15 protein-coding genes and 1 pseudogene are annotated in these 21599 nt (G+C 62.3%); 8 read left to right on the top strand and 8 right to left on the bottom strand.

Annotated features, from left to right (window positions below; all coding sequences use genetic code 11):
- Nucleotides 1–90: 90 nt before the first annotated feature.
- The 3 genes from GA0004734_RS19940 to GA0004734_RS19930 all read left to right on the top strand — a co-directional run bounded on the left by GA0004734_RS19940 (nt 91) and on the right by GA0004734_RS19930 (nt 4348).
- Nucleotides 91–3273, top strand: a complete 3183-nt coding sequence (locus GA0004734_RS19940) for an efflux RND transporter permease subunit (protein WP_092937285.1) — start codon at nt 91–93, stop codon at nt 3271–3273.
- Between the two features lie 143 nt (nt 3274–3416).
- Nucleotides 3417–3872 carry an Lrp/AsnC family transcriptional regulator gene (locus tag GA0004734_RS19935; protein ID WP_092937283.1) on the top strand — a complete coding sequence of 152 codons (456 nt, stop codon included), beginning with the start codon at nt 3417–3419 and terminating at the stop codon, nt 3870–3872.
- 17 nt (nt 3873–3889) lie between these two features.
- Entirely contained in the window at nt 3890–4348 is a 459-nt protein-coding gene (locus GA0004734_RS19930) for a RidA family protein (protein ID WP_092937281.1), read from the top strand.
- An 18-nt stretch (nt 4349–4366) separates the two neighbouring features.
- On the opposite strand, the gene GA0004734_RS19925 is transcribed toward GA0004734_RS19930, so the two are convergent.
- The 6 genes and pseudogenes from GA0004734_RS19925 to GA0004734_RS19900 all read right to left on the bottom strand — a co-directional run.
- On the bottom strand, nt 4367–6430 hold the full coding sequence (locus GA0004734_RS19925; protein ID WP_245292554.1) for a hybrid sensor histidine kinase/response regulator: 2064 nt from the start codon (nt 6428–6430) through the stop codon (nt 4367–4369).
- A complete protein-coding gene (locus tag GA0004734_RS19920; protein WP_092937279.1) occupies nt 6414–7922 on the bottom strand; it encodes an ATPase domain-containing protein in 1509 nt (502 codons plus the stop codon). The genes GA0004734_RS19925 and GA0004734_RS19920 overlap by 17 nt, the downstream gene beginning before the upstream one ends.
- Before the next feature lie 232 nt (nt 7923–8154).
- Complete coding sequence (locus tag GA0004734_RS19915; RefSeq protein WP_245292600.1) at nt 8155–9201, bottom strand: lipocalin-like domain-containing protein; 1047 nt, start codon at nt 9199–9201, stop codon at nt 8155–8157.
- Between the two features lie 34 nt (nt 9202–9235).
- The gene (locus GA0004734_RS19910) at nt 9236–11644 is read right to left on the bottom strand and encodes an ABC transporter permease (protein ID WP_092938200.1); all 2409 of its coding nucleotides are present in this window, start codon (nt 11642–11644) and stop codon (nt 9236–9238) included.
- Nucleotides 11644–12321: an ABC transporter ATP-binding protein gene (locus GA0004734_RS19905; RefSeq protein WP_092937275.1), complete on the bottom strand. Its 678-nt coding sequence runs from the start codon at nt 12319–12321 to the stop codon at nt 11644–11646. Before GA0004734_RS19905 ends, GA0004734_RS19910 begins: the two co-directional genes overlap by 1 nt.
- Nucleotides 12322–12494: 173 nt before the next feature.
- Nucleotides 12495–12674 (bottom strand): annotated as a pseudogene (locus GA0004734_RS19900) (MFS transporter); the annotation flags it as partial.
- Nucleotides 12675–12963: 289 nt separating this feature from the next.
- Between GA0004734_RS19900 and GA0004734_RS19895 the strand changes: the two are divergent.
- Nucleotides 12964–15168: a TonB-dependent hemoglobin/transferrin/lactoferrin family receptor gene (locus GA0004734_RS19895; RefSeq protein ID WP_092937273.1), complete on the top strand. Its 2205-nt coding sequence runs from the start codon at nt 12964–12966 to the stop codon at nt 15166–15168.
- A gap of 239 nt (nt 15169–15407) precedes the next feature.
- The gene (locus GA0004734_RS19890; RefSeq protein ID WP_092937271.1) at nt 15408–17138 is read left to right on the top strand and encodes an ABC transporter ATP-binding protein; all 1731 of its coding nucleotides are present in this window, start codon (nt 15408–15410) and stop codon (nt 17136–17138) included.
- Between the two features lie 42 nt (nt 17139–17180).
- Here the strand turns inward: GA0004734_RS19890 and yghX are convergent, their stop codons facing one another.
- The gene (gene yghX / locus GA0004734_RS19885; protein WP_092937268.1) at nt 17181–18068 is read right to left on the bottom strand and encodes a YghX family hydrolase; all 888 of its coding nucleotides are present in this window, start codon (nt 18066–18068) and stop codon (nt 17181–17183) included.
- Nucleotides 18069–18160: 92 nt separating this feature from the next.
- Nucleotides 18161–19252, bottom strand: coding sequence for an ROK family protein (locus GA0004734_RS19880; RefSeq protein WP_092937266.1), 1092 nt, complete (start codon nt 19250–19252; stop codon nt 18161–18163).
- 210 nt (nt 19253–19462) lie between these two features.
- On the opposite strand from GA0004734_RS19880, the gene minC reads away from it, so the two are divergent.
- The 3 genes from minC to minE are packed head-to-tail and all read left to right on the top strand — an operon-like array spanning nt 19463 to nt 21311.
- Nucleotides 19463–20209 carry a septum site-determining protein MinC gene (gene minC / locus GA0004734_RS19875; protein WP_092937264.1) on the top strand — a complete coding sequence of 249 codons (747 nt, stop codon included), beginning with the start codon at nt 19463–19465 and terminating at the stop codon, nt 20207–20209.
- 29 nt (nt 20210–20238) lie between these two features.
- Nucleotides 20239–21054, top strand: a complete 816-nt coding sequence (gene minD / locus GA0004734_RS19870) for a septum site-determining protein MinD (RefSeq protein ID WP_062596755.1) — start codon at nt 20239–20241, stop codon at nt 21052–21054.
- On the top strand, nt 21051–21311 hold the full coding sequence (gene minE / locus GA0004734_RS19865; protein ID WP_092937262.1) for a cell division topological specificity factor MinE: 261 nt from the start codon (nt 21051–21053) through the stop codon (nt 21309–21311). Before minD ends, minE begins: the two co-directional genes overlap by 4 nt.
- The last annotated feature ends 288 nt before the right edge of the window (nt 21312–21599 follow it).

Here is a 21599-nt window from a genome sequence, read left to right as displayed (position 1 = left end):
ATACCATTCTTCCATACGCCTGAACTCGCGGTCGCAAAGCCGCGAGCGGGGCCTTTTGTCTTCTGATCATTCCCGGAGAGGGGTTATGACATGAATATTTCCCGATTCTTCATCGACAGGCCGGTCTTTGCTGGTGTTCTGTCGGTTCTTATCGTCGTCGCAGGCCTGATCGGCATGCGCGCACTGCCGATTTCCGAGTATCCGGACGTCGTTCCGCCATCCATCGTCGTGCGCGGCACCTACCCGGGTGCCAACCCGAAAGTCATCGCGGAAACGGTGGCAACGCCGCTCGAAGAGTCCATCAACGGCGTCGAGGACATGCTCTACATGTCGAGCCAAGCCACGGCCGACGGGGTTCTTACGCTGACGGTGACCTTCAAGCTGGGCACGGATCCAGACAAGGCCCAGCAGCTGGTTCAGAACCGCGTATCTCAGGCGGAACCGCGTCTGCCGGCAGAGGTGCGGGCGCTCGGTGTCACTACGGTCAAAAGCTCGCCCGACCTGATGATGGTCGTCAACCTCGTTTCCGCCGGCGGGCGCTACGATCTCACCTATCTTCGCAACTACGCCGTTCTGAACATCAAGGACCGGCTGGCCCGCATCGAAGGTGTCGGGCAGGTGCAGGTCTTCGGCGCGGGGGATTACTCCATGCGCGTCTGGATCGATCCGCAGAAGGCCGCCGAATACTCCCTTGCTGCGAGCGATATCACCACAGCCATTCGCCAGCAAAACGTCCAGGCGGCCGCTGGCATCATCGGAGCATCGCCCACGCTGCCCGGCGTCGATCTGCAGCTTTCGGTCAACGCACAAGGCCGCCTGCAGACGCCGGAACAGTTCGGTAATATCATCGTCAAAAGCGGCGCCAATGGCGAAATAACCCGGCTCCGCGACGTTGCCCGTATCGAGATGGGTGCTGCCGACTACACGCTCCGCTCCTTGCTGGATGGCGAGCCGGCCGTGGCTGTGCCCGTGTTCCAGGCACCGGGCTCCAATGCCATCGCCATATCTGACGATGTCCGCGCAACCATGGCGGAACTGTCCAAAGCCATGCCGGAAGGCGTCACGTTCGAGATCGTCTATGACACGACGGAATTCGTTCGTGCGTCGATCGAGAAGGTCATCGATACGTTGCTTGAAGCAATTGCGCTCGTCGTGGTCGTGGTTATCGTCTTTCTCCAGACATGGCGGGCGTCGATCATTCCCTTGATCGCGGTTCCCGTCTCGATCATCGGCACCTTCGCGGTCATGTATGTCTTCGGCTTCTCGGTGAACGCGCTGACGCTGTTCGGTCTCGTGCTTGCCATCGGTATCGTCGTCGACGACGCGATCGTCGTCGTGGAAAATGTTGAGCGCAACATTGAGAACGGGCTTGCGCCGCGCGAGGCAACCTATCGTGCGATGCAGGAAGTCTCCGGGCCGATCATCGCGATCGCGCTGGTTCTGGTCGCGGTTTTTGTGCCGTTGGCATTCATCACAGGGCTTTCCGGGCAGTTTTATCGTCAGTTCGCCCTGACCATCGCGATTTCCACTGTCATTTCCGCCATCAACTCGCTCACCCTGTCGCCGGCGCTCGCAGCCCTGCTTCTGAAAGGCCACGACGCCAAAAAGGACAAGCTGACGATCGTCATGGACAAGGCGTTCGGCTGGTTCTTCCGCGGGTTCAACCGTGCCTTCGGCGCCGCATCCAACGGTTACGGTCGCAGCGTCGGCGGGCTCCTGTCGCGCAAGAGCGTGGTCATGGTCATCTATCTCGCGCTTGCCGGCGCCACCTACGGTATGTTCAACGCGGTGCCGGGCGGCTTCGTGCCGGCGCAGGATAAACAGTATCTCATTGGTTTCGCACAGCTTCCCGATGGAGCAACGCTCGACAGAACAGAGAGCGTCATCAAGAAGATGAGCGATATCGCCCTGCAACAGCCGGGCGTGAAGAACGCGATCGCCTTCCCCGGACTGTCGATCAACGGCTTCACGATAGGCTCGAATGCCGGCATCGTCTTCGCCATCCTCGACGACTTCGAGAAGCGCACGACGCCGGAGCTTTCGGGTGGGGCCATCGCCATGCAGCTGAACCAGAAATATGCCGGCATCCAGGATGCCTTCATCGCCATGTTCCCGCCGCCGCCGGTCAACGGTCTGGGCTCCACGGGTGGCTTCAAGTTGCAGATCGAGGATCGCGCCGGCTTCGGCTATCAGGCGCTGGACGAGGCGACGAAGGCGTTCATCGCCAAGGCCTACCAGACGCCGGAACTCGCAGGCATCTTCTCGAGCTTCCAGATCAACGTGCCGCAGCTTTTCGCGGATCTCGACCGCACGAAAGCCGAACAGCTCGGCGTGTCCGTCACCGACGTCTTTGATGCGTTGCAGATCTATCTTGGCTCGCTCTATGTCAACGATTTCAATGCCTTTGGCCGAACCTACAGCGTTCGGGTTCAGGCGGATGCGAAATATCGGGCAAAGCCGGAGGATATCGGACAGCTGAAGGTCCGCTCGCAGACGGGCCAGATGATCCCGCTCTCGGCGCTTCTGAAGGTGGATGCGACCACAGGGCCGGAGCGTACGACACGCTACAACGGCTTCCTTGCTGCCGATGTGAATGGCGCGCCGGCACCGGGCTTCTCGTCCGGTCAGGCCCAGGCGGCTATCGAGCAGATCGCCCGGGAAACGTTGCCGCCGGGTATCGACTTCGAGTGGACGGATCTGACCTATCAGCAGATCCTGGCGGGAAGCTCCGGCTTCCTCGTCTTCCCGCTCGCTTTGCTGCTGGTCTATCTGGTCCTCGCGGCACAGTATGAGAGCCTGACGCTACCGGTCGCCATCGTCATGATCGTCCCGATGGGCGTGCTCGCAGCGCTGACCGGGGTCTGGTTGACGGGGGGAGACAACAACATCTTTACCCAGATCGGGCTCGTGGTCCTTGTGGGCTTGTCGGCGAAGAACGCGATCCTGATCGTGGAATTCGCCCGGGAACTCGAGTTCGAAGGACGAACGCCGGTTCAGGCGGCTGTCGAGGCGAGCCGGCTGCGATTGCGGCCGATCCTGATGACCTCGATGGCATTCATCATGGGTGTTGTCCCTCTGGTGATCTCGACCGGGGCAGGGGCCGAGATGCGCGCCGCCATGGGTATCGCCGTCTTCTCCGGCATGATCGGCGTGACCTTCTTCGGCATCTTCATGACGCCGGTCTTCTATGTGTTGGTGCGCAAGCTTGCCGGAAACCGCCCGCTGAAGATCTCGACGGACGCGCACGACACACATCTTGTTCCGGCCGAGTAACGGATCAAGGAACGTCACAGACGACATGCCGCCGAGCCTATGGTTCGGCGGCATTTTGCATGTGGAGTTCGCCAACTTGGATGACAAACCGCAAGAAACGGTGTTAGATCCGCCAGAGAACTGAACAAACGGAATGCCGCGCTGTGAAATATACCCGAAACGCGACATCCGCGACCTATGTCCCTGACGACCTCGACAGGCGCATCATCGCCCATCTCAGGGTCGATGGTCGGGCGTCGCTGTCGAAGCTTTCGGACGCACTCGGTGTTGCCCGCGGCACCGTTCAGAACCGGCTGGATCGCCTTCTGGAGACGGGAACGCTGCTTGGCTTTACCGTGCGGGTGCGCGAGGATTTCGATGCGCAGACCATCCATGCGGTCATGATGATCGAGGTGGTTGGGAAAGCGACGACGCAGGTCATTCGCCGTTTGCGCACCATTCCGGAGATCTACGCGCTCCACACGACCAACGGAAATTGGGATCTCGTTGCCAATATGCGGTCCGCGACCTTGTCGGATTTCGACCGGGTTCTGCGCGAGGTGCGGATGATCGAAGGCGTGTCCAACAGCGAGACAAGCTTGCTTTTAAGCAGTGTCTGAGAAGGGGAGGGGCGGCTATGAGCGTCTATCGGCGGCTTGAGGAATTGGGGTTGGTCTTGCCGGTGCCGCTGGCACCCGGCGGCAATTATGTGCCGGCTAAGAGAGCCGGTGACATGCTTTATCTGGCAGGGCAGGGTGCCGCGCGTGTGGAGGGGGGATGGCACACCGGCAAGGTCGGTCGCGATGTTTCGATCGAGGAGGCCCGCGGCCATGCCCGCATCGTTGCGCTGCAGGTTCTGTCGACCGTGCAGCATGCGGTTGGCGATCTCGACGCGGTGGAGGTCGTCAAGGTTTTCGGCATGGTCAATGCCGTGCCGGAATTCACCGAGCACCCCTTTGTCATCAATGGCTTTTCGGACCTCCTGATCGAGGTCATGGGCGAAGACGGCCGCCACGCGCGGTCCGCCATCGGCATGGGCTCGCTTCCCAACGGCATGACGGTCGAAATCGAGACGATTCTGCGGATCAAGCGCTGATGGGCTGAGGCCATAGGCTTACGGCTGGCAGACGAGCCTTGCAATCTCGGTTGCCAGTTGATCCTGCGAATATGGCTTGCCAAGCCTTGGAATGTTCAACTCGGTGCCGGCCGGCAGCTCGGCATAGCCGGTCGCGATCAGGATCTTCAGGTCGGGCCGCAGGGCAAGTGCCTGGCGGGCAAGTTCTGCACCGTTCATGCCCGGCATCGAGAAGTCCGTGATCATCAGATCGAAGGCATCCCCGCTTTCCAGCACGCCCAAGGCTTGGCGTCCGGAATTGGCCTCCACGACGCTGTGACCGAGATCTTCCAGCATATCTACCGTGCTCATCGCGATCAGAGCGTCGTCATCGACCATGAGAATACGAAGGGCTTCCGATCTCTCTGACTTTTCCATCGGTGGAACCTCCGGCGGCAACGCCTTTTCGCTAAGATCGCCTGCGCGCGCGACGGGCAGGCGCAGCACGGCCGTCGTGCCTTCTCCGGGGCGGCTCGACAGCTGCAGTTCGCCTTTCAGCTGAATGGCGAGCCCGTGGATCATGGACAGTCCGAGCCCGGTGCCCTTGCCCAGCTCCTTGGTCGAAAAGAAAGGGTCGATCGCCTTCCGAAGCGTTTCCGGGTTCATACCGACACCCGTATCGGTAACGGACAGCGTAAGATAACGCCCGGCCGAAAGAACGTCCGTGGCTGTCGGGCGATCCTCCACATCAAGGCGAATGGTGATGGTTCCGCCGTCCGGCATCGCGTCGCGCGCGTTGACGACGAGGTTGAGGAGGGCAAGTTCCAGCTGGTTGCCGTCCGCTTCGGCCGGTGGCAGATCGTCCGCGATCTCGCTCTGCAGGGTGATGGCGGAGCCGACCGAGCGGCGCAGCAGGTCCTCCATTTCGCCTATAAGCTTTCGCAGGTCGACAGGCCCGACCTGAAGATCCTGCCGGCGGGCAAAGGCAAGCAGGCGCTGGGTCAGCGAGGCGCCGCGGCGCGCGCCCTGAACGGCGCCGTCGATCAGCCGAACCGCCTTGGCATCGCCATCGACATGTTTGCGCAGCAGTTCGAGATTACCAAGCACGGCCATCAGCAGGTTGTTGAAATCGTGCGCGACACCGCCCGTCAGCTGCCCGATAGCCTCCATTTTCAGGGCCTGTCGCAGCTGCTCCTCCGCTTTCTCGCGTTGGGCCACCTCGCTCATGACGACGGCGTGGGCTTCCTCAAGCTCCGCCGTCCGCTTCGTCACACGTTCTTCCAGCGTTTCGTTGAGCTGCCGCTGCTGATCCTCCACCCGGCGGCGCTCGGTGATATCAGCGGAAACACCGACAAGCTTTGCCGGGCGTCCGCTCCGGTCCCGGTAGACCTGCGCGCGGATTTCGGCCCAGTGCAGCGAGCCATCCGGCCAGATGACCTTGGACTCGATCGAATAGTCCTGCCCCGTCTCAACGGTCTTGCTGACGGCCGCAATCATGCGCGCCCGGTCCTCCGGGTGAATACTGGAGATCAGCTCCTCATAGCTCAGCGTTTCCGAAGCACTCCGCCCGAATGTGGATCGGCACATGACCGAGGTCGTCAGCGTTTGCGTTGCGAGGTCGAGCTCCCATGCGCCCAGCCGTCCTGCTTCGAGCGCCGTTGCCAGCCGCCTTTCGCCATCGTCCAGCGCCTGCATGCGCAGCCGCGCCTCGAACTGGCGGCGTCGGCCGCGCATGGCCGTGCGCGCGACGCTGATGAAGGTCGTTGCATGGAAGGGCCGCTCGATGAAGCTGACGTTTCCAAGCACCTCCGACAGACGAGCCGCCGCAGGATTGCGCTCAGGTCCGCCGCCGCGTTGTGTCAGCACGATAAAGGGCAGGTCGGACCAGCTCGGCTGTGCCGAAATCCATCCTGAGAGCGATTTCAGATCGGCGGAGCGGAGCGTCTCTTCGGTGATGACGCCGAAAGCCACATCGTCGCCCAGTCCCTCGACGAATTGCCCCATGGTCGCCGCAGGCCTGGATGCCATCCCGGCTTCGGCAAGCAGGGATGCGGCAATCTGGGCATCGCGCCCGGCCGGCGCCAGAACGAGAACGGTCGCAACGCGATCAGAAATTGTCGCCACTCCCACCGGCAAGCGGCATCATCGTCTGGCCATCGCTGGTCAGCACCGGTACGCCGCGAAGCACGCCCTGGAAGCCGGAAAGCGGCTCGCCGAGGCGGAGGCCGTCGGAGCCGATGCGGTACTCGCGGATCGTATCCTCATGCTGCCCGGTCCGTTTCTTGATGACGGAGACGGCTCGGCGCACGGTTCCCATGGCCTCGAAATAGCGCAGCAGAATGACCGTGTCGGCGAGATAGGTGACGTCGACGGGTGATTTCATATCGCCGACCAGCCCGTGCTGGGCAACCGTCAGGAAGGTGTTGGCGCCTTGGCGGTTGAGGTATTGCAGCAGTTCGTGGATATGAAGGATCAGCGCGTTTTCTTCAGGCATCGCGGCCTGATAGCCGTTGACGCTGTCGATCAGAACCGTCTTCGCGTTGAAGCGGGTGACGCTCTCGCGGACGCGCTGGGCGAATTCCCCCGGAGACAGTTCTGCCGCATCCAGTTGCTCGATGTAAAGGCTCCCGGCGTCGCGCATGGCTTCCAGATCCAGTCCCATGCTGCGGGTACGGGAGAAGAGAAGGCCCAGTTCCTCGTCGAAAACGAAGATGGCGGCGGTCTCACCCCGCTTGATGGCGGCATCGACGAACTGAATCCCGAACAGGCTTTTGCCCGTGCCGGCCGGCCCGATCAAAAGCGTGCTCGATCCGCGCGAGATGCCGCCCCCGAGAAGACCGTCGAGTGCTGGAATACCACTGCTCAGCACCGTTCGTTCGAAGTCCGTGCGATGTTCGGTGGCGCGCAGGCGCGGGAAGACCACGACGCCGCCGGTCTCGATGATGTAGTCGTGATACCCGCCGCGATAGGCCTTGCCGCGATACTTGATGACGCGCATGCGGCGGCGTTCTGCACCATAGTTCGGCGCCAGTTCCTCCAGATGGATGACACCGTGGACGACGCTATGGACGGTCTTGTCGAGCGTATCGGCGGTCAGATCGTCAAGGAGAAGAACGGTCGCGCCGGATTTCGAGAAATAGTGCTTCAGCGCAAGGATCTGACGCCGATAGCGCAGCGAACTTTGCGCGAGCAGGCGGATTTCCGACAGGCTGTCGATGACGACGCGGCTCGGGCGCATGCGCTCGAACGCCTCGAAGATCAGCTTGGTGGTTTCGCCCAGTTCAAGGTCGGACGAATAGAGCAGGCTCTGCTGCTGATCAGCATCCAGCAGGCTTTCCGGCGGCACCAACTCGAAGATGGTGATGTTCTCACCGAGCTCCATGCCGTGCGACGCGGCGCTTTTGCGCAGTTCGTCTTCCGTTTCGGAAAGGGTGATGTAGAGGCAGCGTTCGCCATGCGCTGCACCCTCGAGCAGAAATTGCAAGGAGATGGTCGTCTTGCCGGTACCGGGGGACCCTTCCAGCAGAAAGACGTGGCGGCGGGACAATCCACCGGCAAGCACGTCATCGAGGCCTTTTACGCCGATCAGGGCCATCGAACCCAAATCTATCGTCATCGTCTTTTCCATCCCTCGGCGGCGCACGCACCGACGTCTATTTTATCTGCCGCGTCCTGAGAGCGAGACTCCGGCTCGGCTCTGTTTTCGAGTGAAAACGCTGCGTTCGTTGTCTGTAAATTTATCTCTTACGTTTTAAAACGTCTAATCCTATTCGCGGGACGATGCGGTCAATTCAGCGTTAGTACCGCTCTGGGCGATGCTCTGTTGTCGCCGTCACTTCATCCGCGCATCAATACCCCGTCATTTCGAGATATCCACGTCCGGTATGGCTTCCGTCAAAGGTGATTGGCCCCTCCCAATAGGGGGTGCGGGTCGCCATCCACGCCTGCGGGTTGATGGCCGTCGTGGTGATGTCGAGACCGCGGGCGGGAATGGTCAGGTGCCAGCCGACGGCCACCGTTCGTCCGGCGACCTCTGCTGTACTCACCGGTGATACGGAAAGCGCGCCGGGCGGAAGCGGGGAGGGGATGCCGTTGGCTGCAATCCAGGTGGCCGAGGTGTAGCCAGAACCGCTGTCGCGCAGACGAAAGCCCATCAGCTTCTCGCCACTGTCGAGATGAAGGGAAAACCAGTCCCAGCCGGTCTGGTCGGCAGCCAGCGGTTGCGAGGACCATTCGCGATCGAGCCAGGCCTGTCCGGTGACGGCAACATCGCCGCTTGGGAGGGAGAGCGTGCCACGCACGTCATAAAAGGGTTGGGAGTAATAATAGCTCGCCTGCCCGGCCGCCGATTTGACCGAGTAGCCCCCTTGCCCCTGACGGACGATCGGGCCTTTCGCCGTGAGGTCGAGCGCGTAGCTGAAATCCTGTCCCGCAGCCTTGAGCGTCACATCCGCTACGGCATCGCGTCCGGCCGCCGGAGCCGTCGCCTGCATCTGCCAGTCGTCGATCCAGGCATCGAATGGTTCTGCCGTCACACCGGCCTGCCCGATGCCGCCACGGGCGAGGCGCTCGGACACGAAATGCCGCTCCGGCGTCGTCACCGCCGCATGTCCCATCCAGATCTGCGGGCTGCTCCAGCCTTCGCGCTCTCCTGGCTGCAGAGCCGAGCGGAAGAGTGTCCACTGCACGCCATAGGCCTTGCCGTCGGCGCCGGTCAGGTTGCCGGTGATGTACCACCACTCGATGCGGAAGTTGGGATGTGCGGCATGATCGCGCGGAAAGATAAAGGCCTTGCCGGGCTGTGGCACGGCAAAGCCTTCCGCGGTCGTGCCGAGCCCCGCGAATCCCTGAGCCGTTGCCGCAAGCGGCGGGCAAAGGCCGAGCAGAAGAGACATCAGGAACGAGATGACAGTTCGAGCGGTCATGGGCCTACCGTTCATTGGCAAAAACTTTCAGAAGATCCGAAGGCGACACCGCTGCAAGCTGGCGCAGGGGGATGAAGGCCGAAAGCAGGCTCGCGGCGAGCGCGAGCGCGGCGAGACGCACCCAATCGGCGGGAAAGATGTGCATCGGAAGCTGCCAGCCGAAAGCCTCGACATTGACAACGGACAGCAACACCCAGGCGAGCCCGAGCCCGACGGGAAGGGCCGCCAGAAGCGTGATCGCGGCGAGGACGAGGGTTCGGGCAAGCTCCAGAAGGACGAGTTGCCGACGCGTCAGACCCATGGCCCAGATGGGCGCGAGCTGCGGCAGGCGCATGGTCGAGAGCGTCATGAGGCTCGCAAACATGGCGAGGCCAGCGACGCCAAGGGTGAGGATGTTGAGCGCGGCGGTGACTGAAAAGGTCTGTTCGAAGATGTCGAGCGAGCGCCGCTTGAGGCTCGCCTGATCGACGAGATTCTCCGGTGGCAAGTCGAACCGCTCGCGCAGTGCTTCGGAAAGCACACCGACATTGTCGACCGGCAGGCGCAGACCGTAGCGCAGGCGCGCAACGTCGGGATAGTGCGTCGTCAGCGTGTCGATGCCGATCATCACCTGGGGGAGGGGGTTGCCATAGTCGGAGTAGATGCCGGCGACCGTCGTCGTCCAGCCGCCGGGAAGGACCAGACTGTCGCCGATCACCAAGTCATCGCGGCGCGACAATTGCTCGTTAACCAGTGCACCCGTCCCCGCCGCCACGCGATCCCACGTGTCCGGAACGCGTGCGAGAAGGGGCCAGTTGTCGCGGTAGGTCGGTTCGTTGGCAACACCGAAGATCTCCGCAGGCGCGCCGCGCACCTCGCCGGAAACGCTCCAGATCGGCAGAACCGCATCGACCCGGCCGGCGAGCCAGGTGCGCAGATCCGCCGCCTGCGCCTCGTCGCGGGCGGTCACGTAAAGTTCAGCGGCGAGCCTTTGGTCGAGCCAGCCAGTAAAGGTCAGCCGGAAGCTCGAAACCATCGTTCCCACGCCGATATTGGCGGAAAGCGCGAGGAGCAGCGCCATCAGGGCGAGCGACAGGCCCGGCAGCTGCTGGCGCGTATCTGCCCAGAACCATTCGGCGATCGGCCGCCTGCTCAGTCGCTGCATGAGGGCGAGGAACAGGGCAAGGAGCACCGGCAGCAGCAGTGCGGCACCGAGAAGCAAGCCGCCGAGCACAGAAAAGCCGGCCACAAGCCCCGAGCCGAAAACTGCAAGAGCAATTGTCGCCGCAAACAGCGCAATGGCCGCTGCCGCCTGCAGGCGAAGCCCGGACTCCGAGGCGCGGACCCAGGCCCGCGGCTGGGCCGGTGCCAGAAGCGGCATGCGCCAGACCCGCCAGAGGCTCTGCGCGGCCGCAGCCAGCGTTCCGAAAAGCGCGATTGCGAGCCCGGACGCCCACCATTGCGGCCGCAGCGTCAGGGTGCCGGGAACGCTGGCGCCGTAGAGTCCCTGCAGGGTTGCGGCGACACCGGGCAGAAGGACTGACCCCACGAGATAGCCGAGCAGGACGCCTGCGATACCGGCCACAATCGCGAAGCCGACCAGTTCTGCCAGAAGCAGGCCCGTTAGCGTCGTCGCGGGCAGGCCGAGAGAGCGGAGCGTGCGAAAGGTCGCGCGGCGCTGCTCGAAGGCGAGCCCGATGGCGGAATAAACGATGAAGAGGCCAACGGCGAAGGCGAGAAACCCGAAGGCGGTGAGGTTGAGGTGAAAGCTGTCGGTCAGGCGTGCAAGATCGCCCTGTGCGTCCGGTGCCTTGACAACCAGGCCCGGAGCGATCTGCTCGACTGGGCGCAGGCCCTGCCGCTGCCCGGGCGCCACGATCAGCTGGCTGATCTCCCCCGGCTTGCCGAGAAGCTGCTGCGCGGTGCCGATATCGGTCATGCCGACGCCAGCAAGAGGCGACGCGGAGACCTTCAGCGGTGGCAGGGATTGTCCGGAAAGTCTCTCAGCCGTCTCCGCGGAAACATAGAGCAGGCCGGGTGGCGTGAGGAAGGCGAGGAGATCGGTTGTTGCACCAATATCTCCCGTCATCCCCTCGGCCGGCAGGGTCAGAGGATCGATGCCGATGAGGTGCAGGCGTGTCGGCCCGAGACGGAGCGTTCCCTCGATCACAGGGGAGACGAGCCAGCCGGCGCGGCGAAGTGCGATAAACTCGGATTGCGCGATCGACGCACCGGTGCCGCTGACGATCCGGTCAAGACGGTCCTGCCCGAGCGTTGCGGCAGCGCGATCATAGCTTGCGCGCGCCTCCGTGTTGATCGCCTGCACGCCGGACCAGAGGGCTGTCGCCAGTGACAGGCCGAGGAGCAGCATGACCAGCTGAAGGGGCCGTCTGCGCCAGTGAGACAGGAGCGCGCTCATCGCCGTGCGGCGCATCATACGGGCCGTTCCACGGTCTTGTCGATGCGGCCTGAGCGCAAATGGATGCGGCGATCGAGTTGTCCTGCGAGGCGATGGGAGTGTGTGACCATCAGCAGCGACGATCCGGTTTCTACGACGAGCGACAGCATCAGCGTCATCACGGCGTCCCCCGTGGCCTCATCGAGATTGCCGGTCGGCTCGTCCGCCAGAACCAGTTTCGGCCGCGCGGCCAGGGTCCGCCCGATGGCAACGCGTTGCTGCTGGCCGCCGGACAATTGCTCGGGGTAGCGGGCCAGCAACGGCTCGAGCCCGAGCCTCGCGGTCAACGCCTGCTGCCAGGCCGCATCGAAACGCCCGGCGAGGCGCGCGTGAAAGGCCAGGTTCGCTGCAACGGTCAGCGAGGGTATGAGGTTGAACTGCTGAAAGACCAGCCCCACCGTCGATCGGCGGAGAGCGGCACGCCCGTTGTCGTCGAGCCCGCCGATCTCGTGCCCAGCGATAATGATTCGACCATGGTCGGGATGATCGAGGCCGGCGACCAGATGGAGGAGCGTGCTCTTGCCGCTGCCGGATTCGCCGGTCAGCGCCAAGCTTTGACCGGCATCAAGCGAGAGGTCGATGCCCTGCAAGACGGGAAGCGGTCCTTCCGCCGTCCGATAGCTCTTCGACACATCTTCTAGAACGACGAGCATGAATATCCGATCAAGGGGCTTGCTACGGCTCTGTTCATGCGAGGCTCGTTTCTTCTCTCGCGGTACGCCGGGCCGTGATCCGCGCGGTCATGATGACGAGCAGGCCGGCAACGGTCAGGCATGCCGTCGAGAAAAATATCGGTGCGATGGCGCTGAAGTAGGCAAGCGCTACCGACCATTCCCCAAGTGAAGAGGATGCGGGCGAACAACGTTCGCGCGCCGAGCGCTCCGACCATGTCGAGCTTGGCATAGCTGACGTTCTGACGGTCGATATAGGCGATCAGGTACAGGATGCCGAGAAACGGCATCAGTTTCCAGGTGATCTTCGAGATCACGGTCTTTTCCACAATCAGTTCTCCCTCGTCGTCGTGTGTGGCCTTCTCCGGCTTTCGCCCATGCGTTTCCCGTACCAACTAGAAGCGGCCACAATCTTGTCCATGTCGCCGACGGTTTTCGCAGGAGCCGTGCCTCTAGGCGATCCTCGCAGACGCTGATTTTTAATATTGACACAAATACTCATGTTTAATAGCTGTCGGATCGGGGGCAGGCATCCGTCTGTCAGTTCACTTGTCGGCCACGTCATGTCATCTCCGCAGAACCCTGCGGCGAAAGGCTTTCGTGTGCCCGCTGAAAGGAAACAACATGGTATCCCGGGGCTTGCGGTCACTACTCCTTGCCTGCTCATCTCTCGTGGTCGTCAGCGCGTTTGCGTCCATGACGTCGCCGGTCTTCGCCCAGAATGCGCCTCCGGCGCAGGGCACGGCCGCTTCGCAGGAGCAGACGGCGCTGCCGACGATCATCGTCAAGGGCAAGCGCGTGCGGCAGGGCGCCCCGGAAGATTCCCCGCTCGCGACCCGCACCACGGCCGAACAGATCGCCGAGAAGGATATCGACGATCTCGACGACCTCGGCGATACCACGGAGCCGGGCGTCAGCTTCGTTTCGGCAACGAAAAGCGTCAATATCCGCGGCCTGGAAGCCGACCGCGTCCTGACGACGATCGACGGCATTCCGGTGCCGTATTTGTCGGACGGCGTGCGCAACTCACAGGGCGGTGTCGATACCTACGACTTCGCGTCACTCGGCACCGTCGATATCCTGCGAGGTGCCGATTCCAGCCGTGCGGGCTCGGGGGCTCTCGGCGGTGCCGTCATCCTGCGCACGCTGGAGCCGGAAGACCTGATTGCGGACGGAGCCACCGTCGGTGGCGTCGCCAAGCTCGGCTATGACGGCTCAGACCGTTCGCTGATCGGCGCCGCAGCCGTCGCCAAGCGCTTCGACAATACCTCCGTGCTCTTCCAGACCTCCTACAAGTATGGACGCGAAGAGGAGACGGGCGGGGATGTCGGCGGTTACGGTGCGACCCGCACCGAGGCAGATCCGATGGATCTCAACCGTCGCAACATTCTCTTCAAGGTCCGTCAGTCGCTGGAAGGCGGCCACACGATCGGCATGACGGCCGAGCACTACGACCAGAACACGACCACGAACCTGCGTCAGACGCAGGGTGGGACCTACCAGGCCGATGACTATGACCGCGATTCTGACAAGAAGCGCGATCGCCTGTCGCTCGACTATTTCTTCGACGCAACGAGCGGCGACAGCTGGATCGACAGCGCTTTTGCCACCGTCTATTTTCAGAGGGCGGAGCGCATCGAAGGCACGCACGGCACGCGCCTGACAGGCCCGATCGGCACCTATATGCGTTCCAGCGATAACGAAGCACGCTCCTACGGCGCAAGCGGTTATGCCAATTCCAGCTTCGATACCGGCCTGCTCGATCATCAGGTCACCTTCGGCGGCAATATCGACTTTACCCGGACAAGCCAGTACCAGAAGGGCGACGACACCTGCGACGTCGTTTTCGCGCCGGCCTGCGCCAACTATCACAACAACCGCTCGGATATGCCCGACACCGACAGCCTGATGGTAGGCCTCTTTGCGGAAGACAAGATCGGCCTCGGCAATAGCGGGGTGTCTCTGACCCCCGGCCTGCGCCTCGACTGGTATCGCCACGATCCGCAGGAAACCTCGACCTATACCAGCATCGGCAACAGCCCGGATCTTCCCGAGGGCCAGAGCGATTTCCGGCTTTCTCCGAAGCTCCGCGCCGCCTGGCAGGTACGCCCGGATGTCGAACTGTTCGCGCAGGTCACCACGGGTTTCAAGGCGCCGAACGTCTCGCAACTCTACAGCAACTATGACAATGCACCGCTCTACAGGCAGATCGGCAATCCGGATCTCGACCCCGAAACGAGCTACGGCTTCGAAGCAGGCGCGAACTTCGGCGATGAGGATTTCGGCGGGCGGATTGCGGCCTACACCACGCGCTACAAGAACTTCATCGACACGGAAACGACGCCCGAGGCAGGGTATCGCGTCGGAAGCATCGAATACTTCAACCGCGCCCGTGTCCGGATTTCCGGCGTCGAGGCCCGCGCGCAGAAGACCTTCTCGTCCGGTATCGACCTCCACGGATCGCTCGCCTATGCCCGCGGGACCGATCTCGACACGGACGAACTGCTCGCCTCGGTCGCGCCGCTGAAGGCGATCGTCGGCGTCGGTTACAATACCGCGTTCTGGGGAACGGATCTCAGCCTCGTCACCGCCGCTGCCGTGGACGACGATTCCATTGCCGCAACCAAGCCGGGCGGCTACGGCATCGTCAACCTGACCGGCTGGTGGGAGCCTGAGCAGACCAAGGGCCTGCGCATTCAGGGCGGCGTCTACAATCTGTTCGACAAGACCTATTTCGACGCTCTCGAAGTCAAGGAAATCGCCAACGCATCCGAGTTTTATTCGGAAGCCGGACGCTATTTCAAGATTTCCCTGACGCAGAAGTTCTGAGCCGACGGAGAGAGCCCATATTCTCCTCTGCGTGACCTCGAGGACACAATCGCGAGGTTAAGATGCGGGCAAGCCACCAGCTTGCCCGCATATCGTTTTCAGTCCGTTGGGTCTTTGCTCTACATCTTCCGCCGGACGCATGTTCGGCTCCCGAACCGCTGCATACTTTCGGGCAACATGCGTTAGAAGGCTGCATCGGCTTTCTGCGGAGCGGCCACACGCGTATCAAGAGCCACGGCATGAATGATCTTATCAGGCAGTTTGCCACCTATTATCGGCCGCACCGCAATCTCTTCCTGCTGGATTTCTCCTGCGCGATCTCGGCGGGTCTGCTTGAACTGGTCTTCCCGCTTGCCGTCAAGCTCTTCGTCGACCGGCTGCTGCCGACCAACCAGTTCAGCCTGATCGGTCTTGCCGGTCTCGGCCTGCTCGTCATCTATGTCGTGAATGCCGGCCTTCAGGTCGTGGTCACCTATTGGGGGCACATGCTCGGTATCCGCATCGAGACGGAGATGCGGCGCAAGGCCTTTGACCATCTTCAGAAACTCTCTTTCGGCTATTTCGACAACCACAAGACCGGCCATCTCGTCGCGCGGCTGACGAAGGACCTCGACGAAATCGGCGAGGTGGCCCATCACGGACCCGAGGATGTCTTCATCGCGGTCATGACGCTCGTCGGCGCCTTCATCCTGATGATGTTCGTGCATGTGCCCCTCGCGCTGATCACGGCGCTCATCGTACCGCTCGCCGCCTTCGTCACCACGCGCTATGGAACGCGGATGACGGTCAATTCGCATGCGCTCTACGGCAAGGTCGCCGAGTTCAACGCGCGCATCGAGGAGAATGTCGGCGGCATTCGCGTCGTTCAGGCCTTTGCGAACGAGGATCATGAGCGCGCGTTGTTCGCGCAGAACAATGCCGGTTACCAGCGCACCAAGCTCGAAGCCTACAAGTTCATGGCGGCATCGACCTCGCTCTCCTATCTCTCGATGCGCCTCGTGCAGGTGGCGGTGATGCTGGCGGGTGCATGGTTCGTGGTTCGTGGCGAACTTACCGCAGGCGGCTTCGTCGGCTTCCTGCTCCTCGTCGGCGTGTTCTTCCGTCCGATCGACAAGATCAACTCCGTCATCGAGACCTATCCGAAGGGCATTGCCGGGTTCCAGCGCTACCAGCAGTTTCTGCAGACCGAACCAGACATCGCCGATCGCGCCGATGCGGTGCCGGTCGATCGTCTGAGAGGCGATATTGTCTATCGCGGTGCCGGCTTCGGCTACCAGGGCGGACGCTCGATCCTGCGCGATCTCGACCTTTCTGTGCGCGCAGGCGAGACCGTCGCCTTCGTCGGGCCATCAGGCGCTGGCAAGACCACCATCTGCTCGCTGCTTCCGCGGTTTTACGACATCACCGAGGGGACAATCACCATCGACGGCATCGACATTCGCGACATGACGCTGAGATCGCTGCGCTCCAACATCGGCATCGTCCAGCAGGACGTCTTCCTCTTCGCCGGAACGATCCGTGAGAATATCGCCTATGGGCGCCTGGGCGCATCCGAAGCCGATATTCTCGAGGCCGCCAAACGCGCACGTCTCGACGCCGTCATCGCGGCGCTGCCGGAGGGGCTGGAAACGGTGATCGGCGAACGCGGTGTCAAGCTGTCCGGCGGGCAGAAGCAGAGGCTGGCGATCGCGCGCATCTTTCTCAAGAATCCGCCGATCCTCATTCTGGACGAAGCGACCTCGGCACTCGATACGGAAACCGAGCGCGCCATCCAGCAGTCCCTGAGCGAGCTTGCGGAAGGGCGCACCACCCTCGTGATCGCTCATCGGCTGGCGACGATCGCCAATGCCGACCGCATCATGGTGGTGGAGGATGGACGGATTGCCGAACAGGGCACGCATGCCGATCTGCTCGCTATGCCCGACAGTCGCTACCGCCGTCTTCAGGCGCCGCTTGCCGAGGGCGTCTGAGGATCGGCATCGCTGTAAGAGCTTGTCTGGCCGCTCGGCGCCCTATGCCAGATACCGATTGAACCAGGCGATCGTCCGGTCCCAGGCAAGCTCGGCCGCAGCCTCGTCATAGCGTGGCGTCGAGTCATTGTGGAATCCGTGGTTGGCGCCGGAATAAATATAGGCCTCATAGGTCGTGCCCGCCGCTTTCAGGGCTGCCTCGTAAGGTGGCCAGCCCTCGTTGACGCCTTTGTCCAACTCGCCGTAATGCAGAAGCAAGGGCGCCTTGATGCGCGGCACGTCCTCGGCTTTCGGCTGACGGCCATAGAACGGCACGGCGGCGGCCAGTTCCGGATAGGCAACGGCCGTTGCATTGGAAACGCCACCGCCATAGCAGAAACCGGTCATGCCGACTTTTCCGGTCGCGGCGTCGTGCGTCATCATGAACTCGACGGCGGCAAAGAAATCGTTCATCAGCTTCGTCGGATCGACGCTCTTTTGAAGTTCGCGCCCTTTTTCGTCATTGCCGGGATAGCCGCCGACGGAGCTTAAGCCATCGGGCGCCAAGGCGATGAAGCCAGCCTTCGCCGCACGCCGTGCGACGTCTTCGATGTAGGGGTTGAGGCCGCGGTTCTCATGCACAATCACGACGGCTGGAACCTTACCCTGCGCCTTGACCGGCCGCACGAGATAGCCTCGAACCTCGCCATGCCCCCTGGGGGAGGGATAAGTGATATACTCTGCAGCGATGTCGGGATCGGCAAAGGCGACCTGCTGCGCCAGTGCGTAGTCGGGGCTCATGGAGGAGAGAATGGCCGCGGCCGTCAGTCCGCCGATTGCAAACTTGGCTGCGCGGTCGAGGAACTCGCGCTTGGAGATCTTCCCATGCGCATAGTAGTCGTAAAGTTCCAGCAGTTCCGGATCGAAATCTCTGGCCGTCAGACGCGTCATCGAAAAGTCTCCCTCTCATCCCGTTGCCGCTGAAGGTAAAGCGGAACAGGACCTACGTCGCTTCACAAGTTCGGCAACGACGGGCTCAGCGCTTACGTATGGGCCTTCGCCTTGTTGACGAAATGGGCGTTGCCGAGGCCGGTACCAATGGTCAGCACGGCCCATTTGGAGACGTCGTGCATGAAAGGGATCTGCGACAGCCCCTGAACGACGGCATCGTTGTGCATCATTACGAAGGTCTCGTGTCCGTCGATCTCGGGAATGGCCTTCTTGATCGCGGCGGGCAGGTTGAAGATGTCGCTCTCCCAATTTCCGCCTGGGAGATTCTGCCCGCCGCGCTCGATCGATCCGTCCGCTTGGATGATGCCTGGGCAACCGATACCGATCAGCGGCGCCGGCGCCAGCTTCTCCTTCTCGGCGCGTGCGATCAGGTCCTTTAGCATCGCGATCAGACGCTCGACGGCCACACTACGGCTTGGACGATCAGCCGAATGCCGCCAGATCTCCGATTGCCAGACAGCCGCTTCTTCCAGATAGTGCTTGTCGTCGCTCTTCGCCTTGCCGAGGTCGACAACACCGGCGCGAATATTCGTGCCGCCGATATCGACGGCGAAGATCGCCTTGTGCCCCTTTAGCATCCATGCGGGCATCAGGTGAACCGAACCGATCAGCCCGGCATCGTCAGGGTGATGAACCACCGGGACCAGATGGACGTTCACGTCGCGCTCGGCAAGCAGCATCTCCGTGCGTGCAATGGCAAGTTCGCCGGAGCGGCTCTGACGAAAGCCGCCCCCGACCACGATCCGTTCGGTGCCAGCCCAATGCTTCTGCTTCAGGAAGCACGCAACGACATCGGCAAATTCCTGTGAGAAATCCTCGATCGCACTCCACACCAACGCTGCCGCCTGCGCGTCCTTACCCTTGAGCAGTGCATCGATGTCGCGCTTGGGAAGATCGGCTGTCGCAACCTTCCCGATCGGGTCGATGCCCACCTCACGCATCACCTTTCGCCAGCGATGCAGCTTCTCGCGAAACTTACCCTTCGTCGCCTTGTCGCCGATGAAGCCTTGCCTGTCGCGAACCTCGATGTTGTAATCGTCGATGTTGAGGGCTGGTAAGTCGAGGGCTCCATTCGTCAGGGGTCCGGCGGCCTGATCCTGTGTCGCAGTCTTTGACGTACCCATCAATCATCGATCCCTTCATCTGCAAGTGCGCTCGCAACGTACCGCTGCAGCGGATGTTCCCGTGAGGCTCCGCCCGGCATCGCCGAAACCCCTAAAATGGGATGGAAACAGCCGCTTACGACCATTTCGCAAGCCTTGGGCAAGGCCGTTCCTGTTAACCTTTCGTTAACCGTCCTAGCGATACATATTGTAAACGAATCCTTAACCTAGATGAACAAAGTGCCAACAGACGCCCGCTCGATCCGTATCAAGGGCCGCTCCTTTCTCGCGGTCGTTCTCTCCCCGGACCTGCCGCTCGATGCGTGGCTGATCCGGCTGGACGACCTCGCCGCGCGTTCTGCCGGCTTCTTCTTCGGCCGCCCAGCCGTTCTGGATGTCGCCGATCTGAAGCTTGACCGGACCCAGTTGAGAGAGCTGGTCGATGAACTGACCAGCCGCAATGTCAGCATCATGGGCATCGAAGGCGCGCGTCCCTCCGCGATCGCGCCCGGAATGCCCCCGGCGTTGAAGGGTGGACGTCCGGCCTCCGACTTCGAGGTGACGACCAGCGATCCGGCCGAAACCGGGACGACGAACGATAGGGAACCCGAGACCGGTGAGGTCCGTGCAGAAGAACCCCGCCCGGCGCTCCAGTCGCTCGTCATCCGCGAACCGGTCAGGTCCGGGCAATCCGTCGTCTTTACGGAAGGCGATGTCACCGTCGTCGGTTCGGTGGCCTCGGGCGCCGAGATCATCGCGGGTGGGTCGATCCATATCTACGGCGCGCTGCGCGGCCGCGCCATGGCGGGCGCCGTCGGCAACGCCACCGCACGAATCTTCTGCCGGAAGCTCGAGGCCGAACTGGTCGCGATCGATGGCGTCTACAAAATGGCCGAAGACATGGCCCCTGGTCTCCGCGGACAACCCGTCCAGCTGTGGCTAGAGGACGATGCGATCATGGCAGAGAAACTCAAGTGAGCCGGATACGGCCAAAACAGGAGAGCAAGATGGGGAAAGTCATCGTCGTTACGTCAGGCAAGGGTGGGGTCGGCAAGACCACGTCCACGGCCGCCCTCGGTGCCGCCCTGGCTCAGAGGAATGAAAAGGTCGTCGTGGTCGATTTCGATGTCGGGCTGCGCAACCTCGATCTGGTGATGGGTGCGGAACGCCGCGTCGTCTACGATCTGATCAACGTCATCCAGGGCGACGCCAAACTGCCGCAGGCGCTGATCCGCGACAAGCGGTTGGAAACCCTGTTCCTGCTGCCGGCATCGCAGACGCGCGACAAGGACAATCTCACGGAAGAGGGCGTCGAACGCGTCATCGCCGAGCTGAAGCAGCATTTCGACTGGATTATTTGCGACAGCCCAGCCGGTATCGAGCGCGGGGCAACGCTGGCCATGCGCCATGCGGATGTCGCCGTCGTCGTCACCAATCCGGAAGTCTCGTCCGTCCGCGACAGCGATCGCATCATCGGCCTGCTGGATTCCAAGACGCTGAAGGCCGAAAACGGCGAGCGTATGGAAAAGCACTTGCTCCTCACCCGCTACGATCCGGTCCGCGCGGAGCGTGGTGACATGCTGAAGGTGGAGGACGTGCTCGAAATCCTGTCCATCCCGCTGCTCGGCATCATCCCGGAAAGCATGGATGTGCTTCGCGCTTCCAACATCGGCGCACCGGTCACGCTCGCAGACGTGCGTTGCCCCCCTGCGATGGCCTATTTCGACGCCGCACGCCGTCTTGCAGGCGAAACCCTGCCGGTCACGATCCCCGGCGAAAAGCGCAGCCTGTTCGGCAAGATCTTCGCACGGAGGGCTGCATGAGCATTTTCCGCCTTTTCACCAAACAGAGGTCCGCGCCGATGGCGCGCGAGCGGCTGCAGGTTCTGCTTGCGCATGAACGCGGTGCCGCCGGTTCCGACCTCGTCGCCATCCTGCGCGAGGAAATCCTCGCTGTCATCGCCAAGCATGTGCAGATCGACAGCGACAAGGTTCATGTGAAGATGGACCGGGACGAACATATGTCGATCCTGGAGATCGACGTCGAGATCCCGCTGGACGCCACCAAGCAGGCGGCCTGATACCAGCAACGCTCCCCATCGGCGCGGCCGCGACAAGATCGCAGCCGCGCCGATGTCGTTTCCGGAGCCTCTACCCGATCCCGCTACTGATACGTCTTCCAAACGACGCCCGAGCTTTCTGCTCCGGGCGTCGTTTTCGTTGGTGGAACCGGGCGGGAATGGTTCCGGCTGGAATTCGCCAGACATTACAATGGCTTGTCACTTTTATGAAGTTTTTCGGACTGAGACTGTTGACGAAACGTCATCGCCGGATCTATAAACCGCACACCAACGAGGGCGGCGGCGCTG

This window comes from Rhizobium sp. 9140, from assembly GCF_900067135.1.
GTDB lineage: Bacteria > Pseudomonadota > Alphaproteobacteria > Rhizobiales > Rhizobiaceae > Ferranicluibacter.
This window is presented reverse-complemented; position numbering and strand designations above follow the sequence as displayed.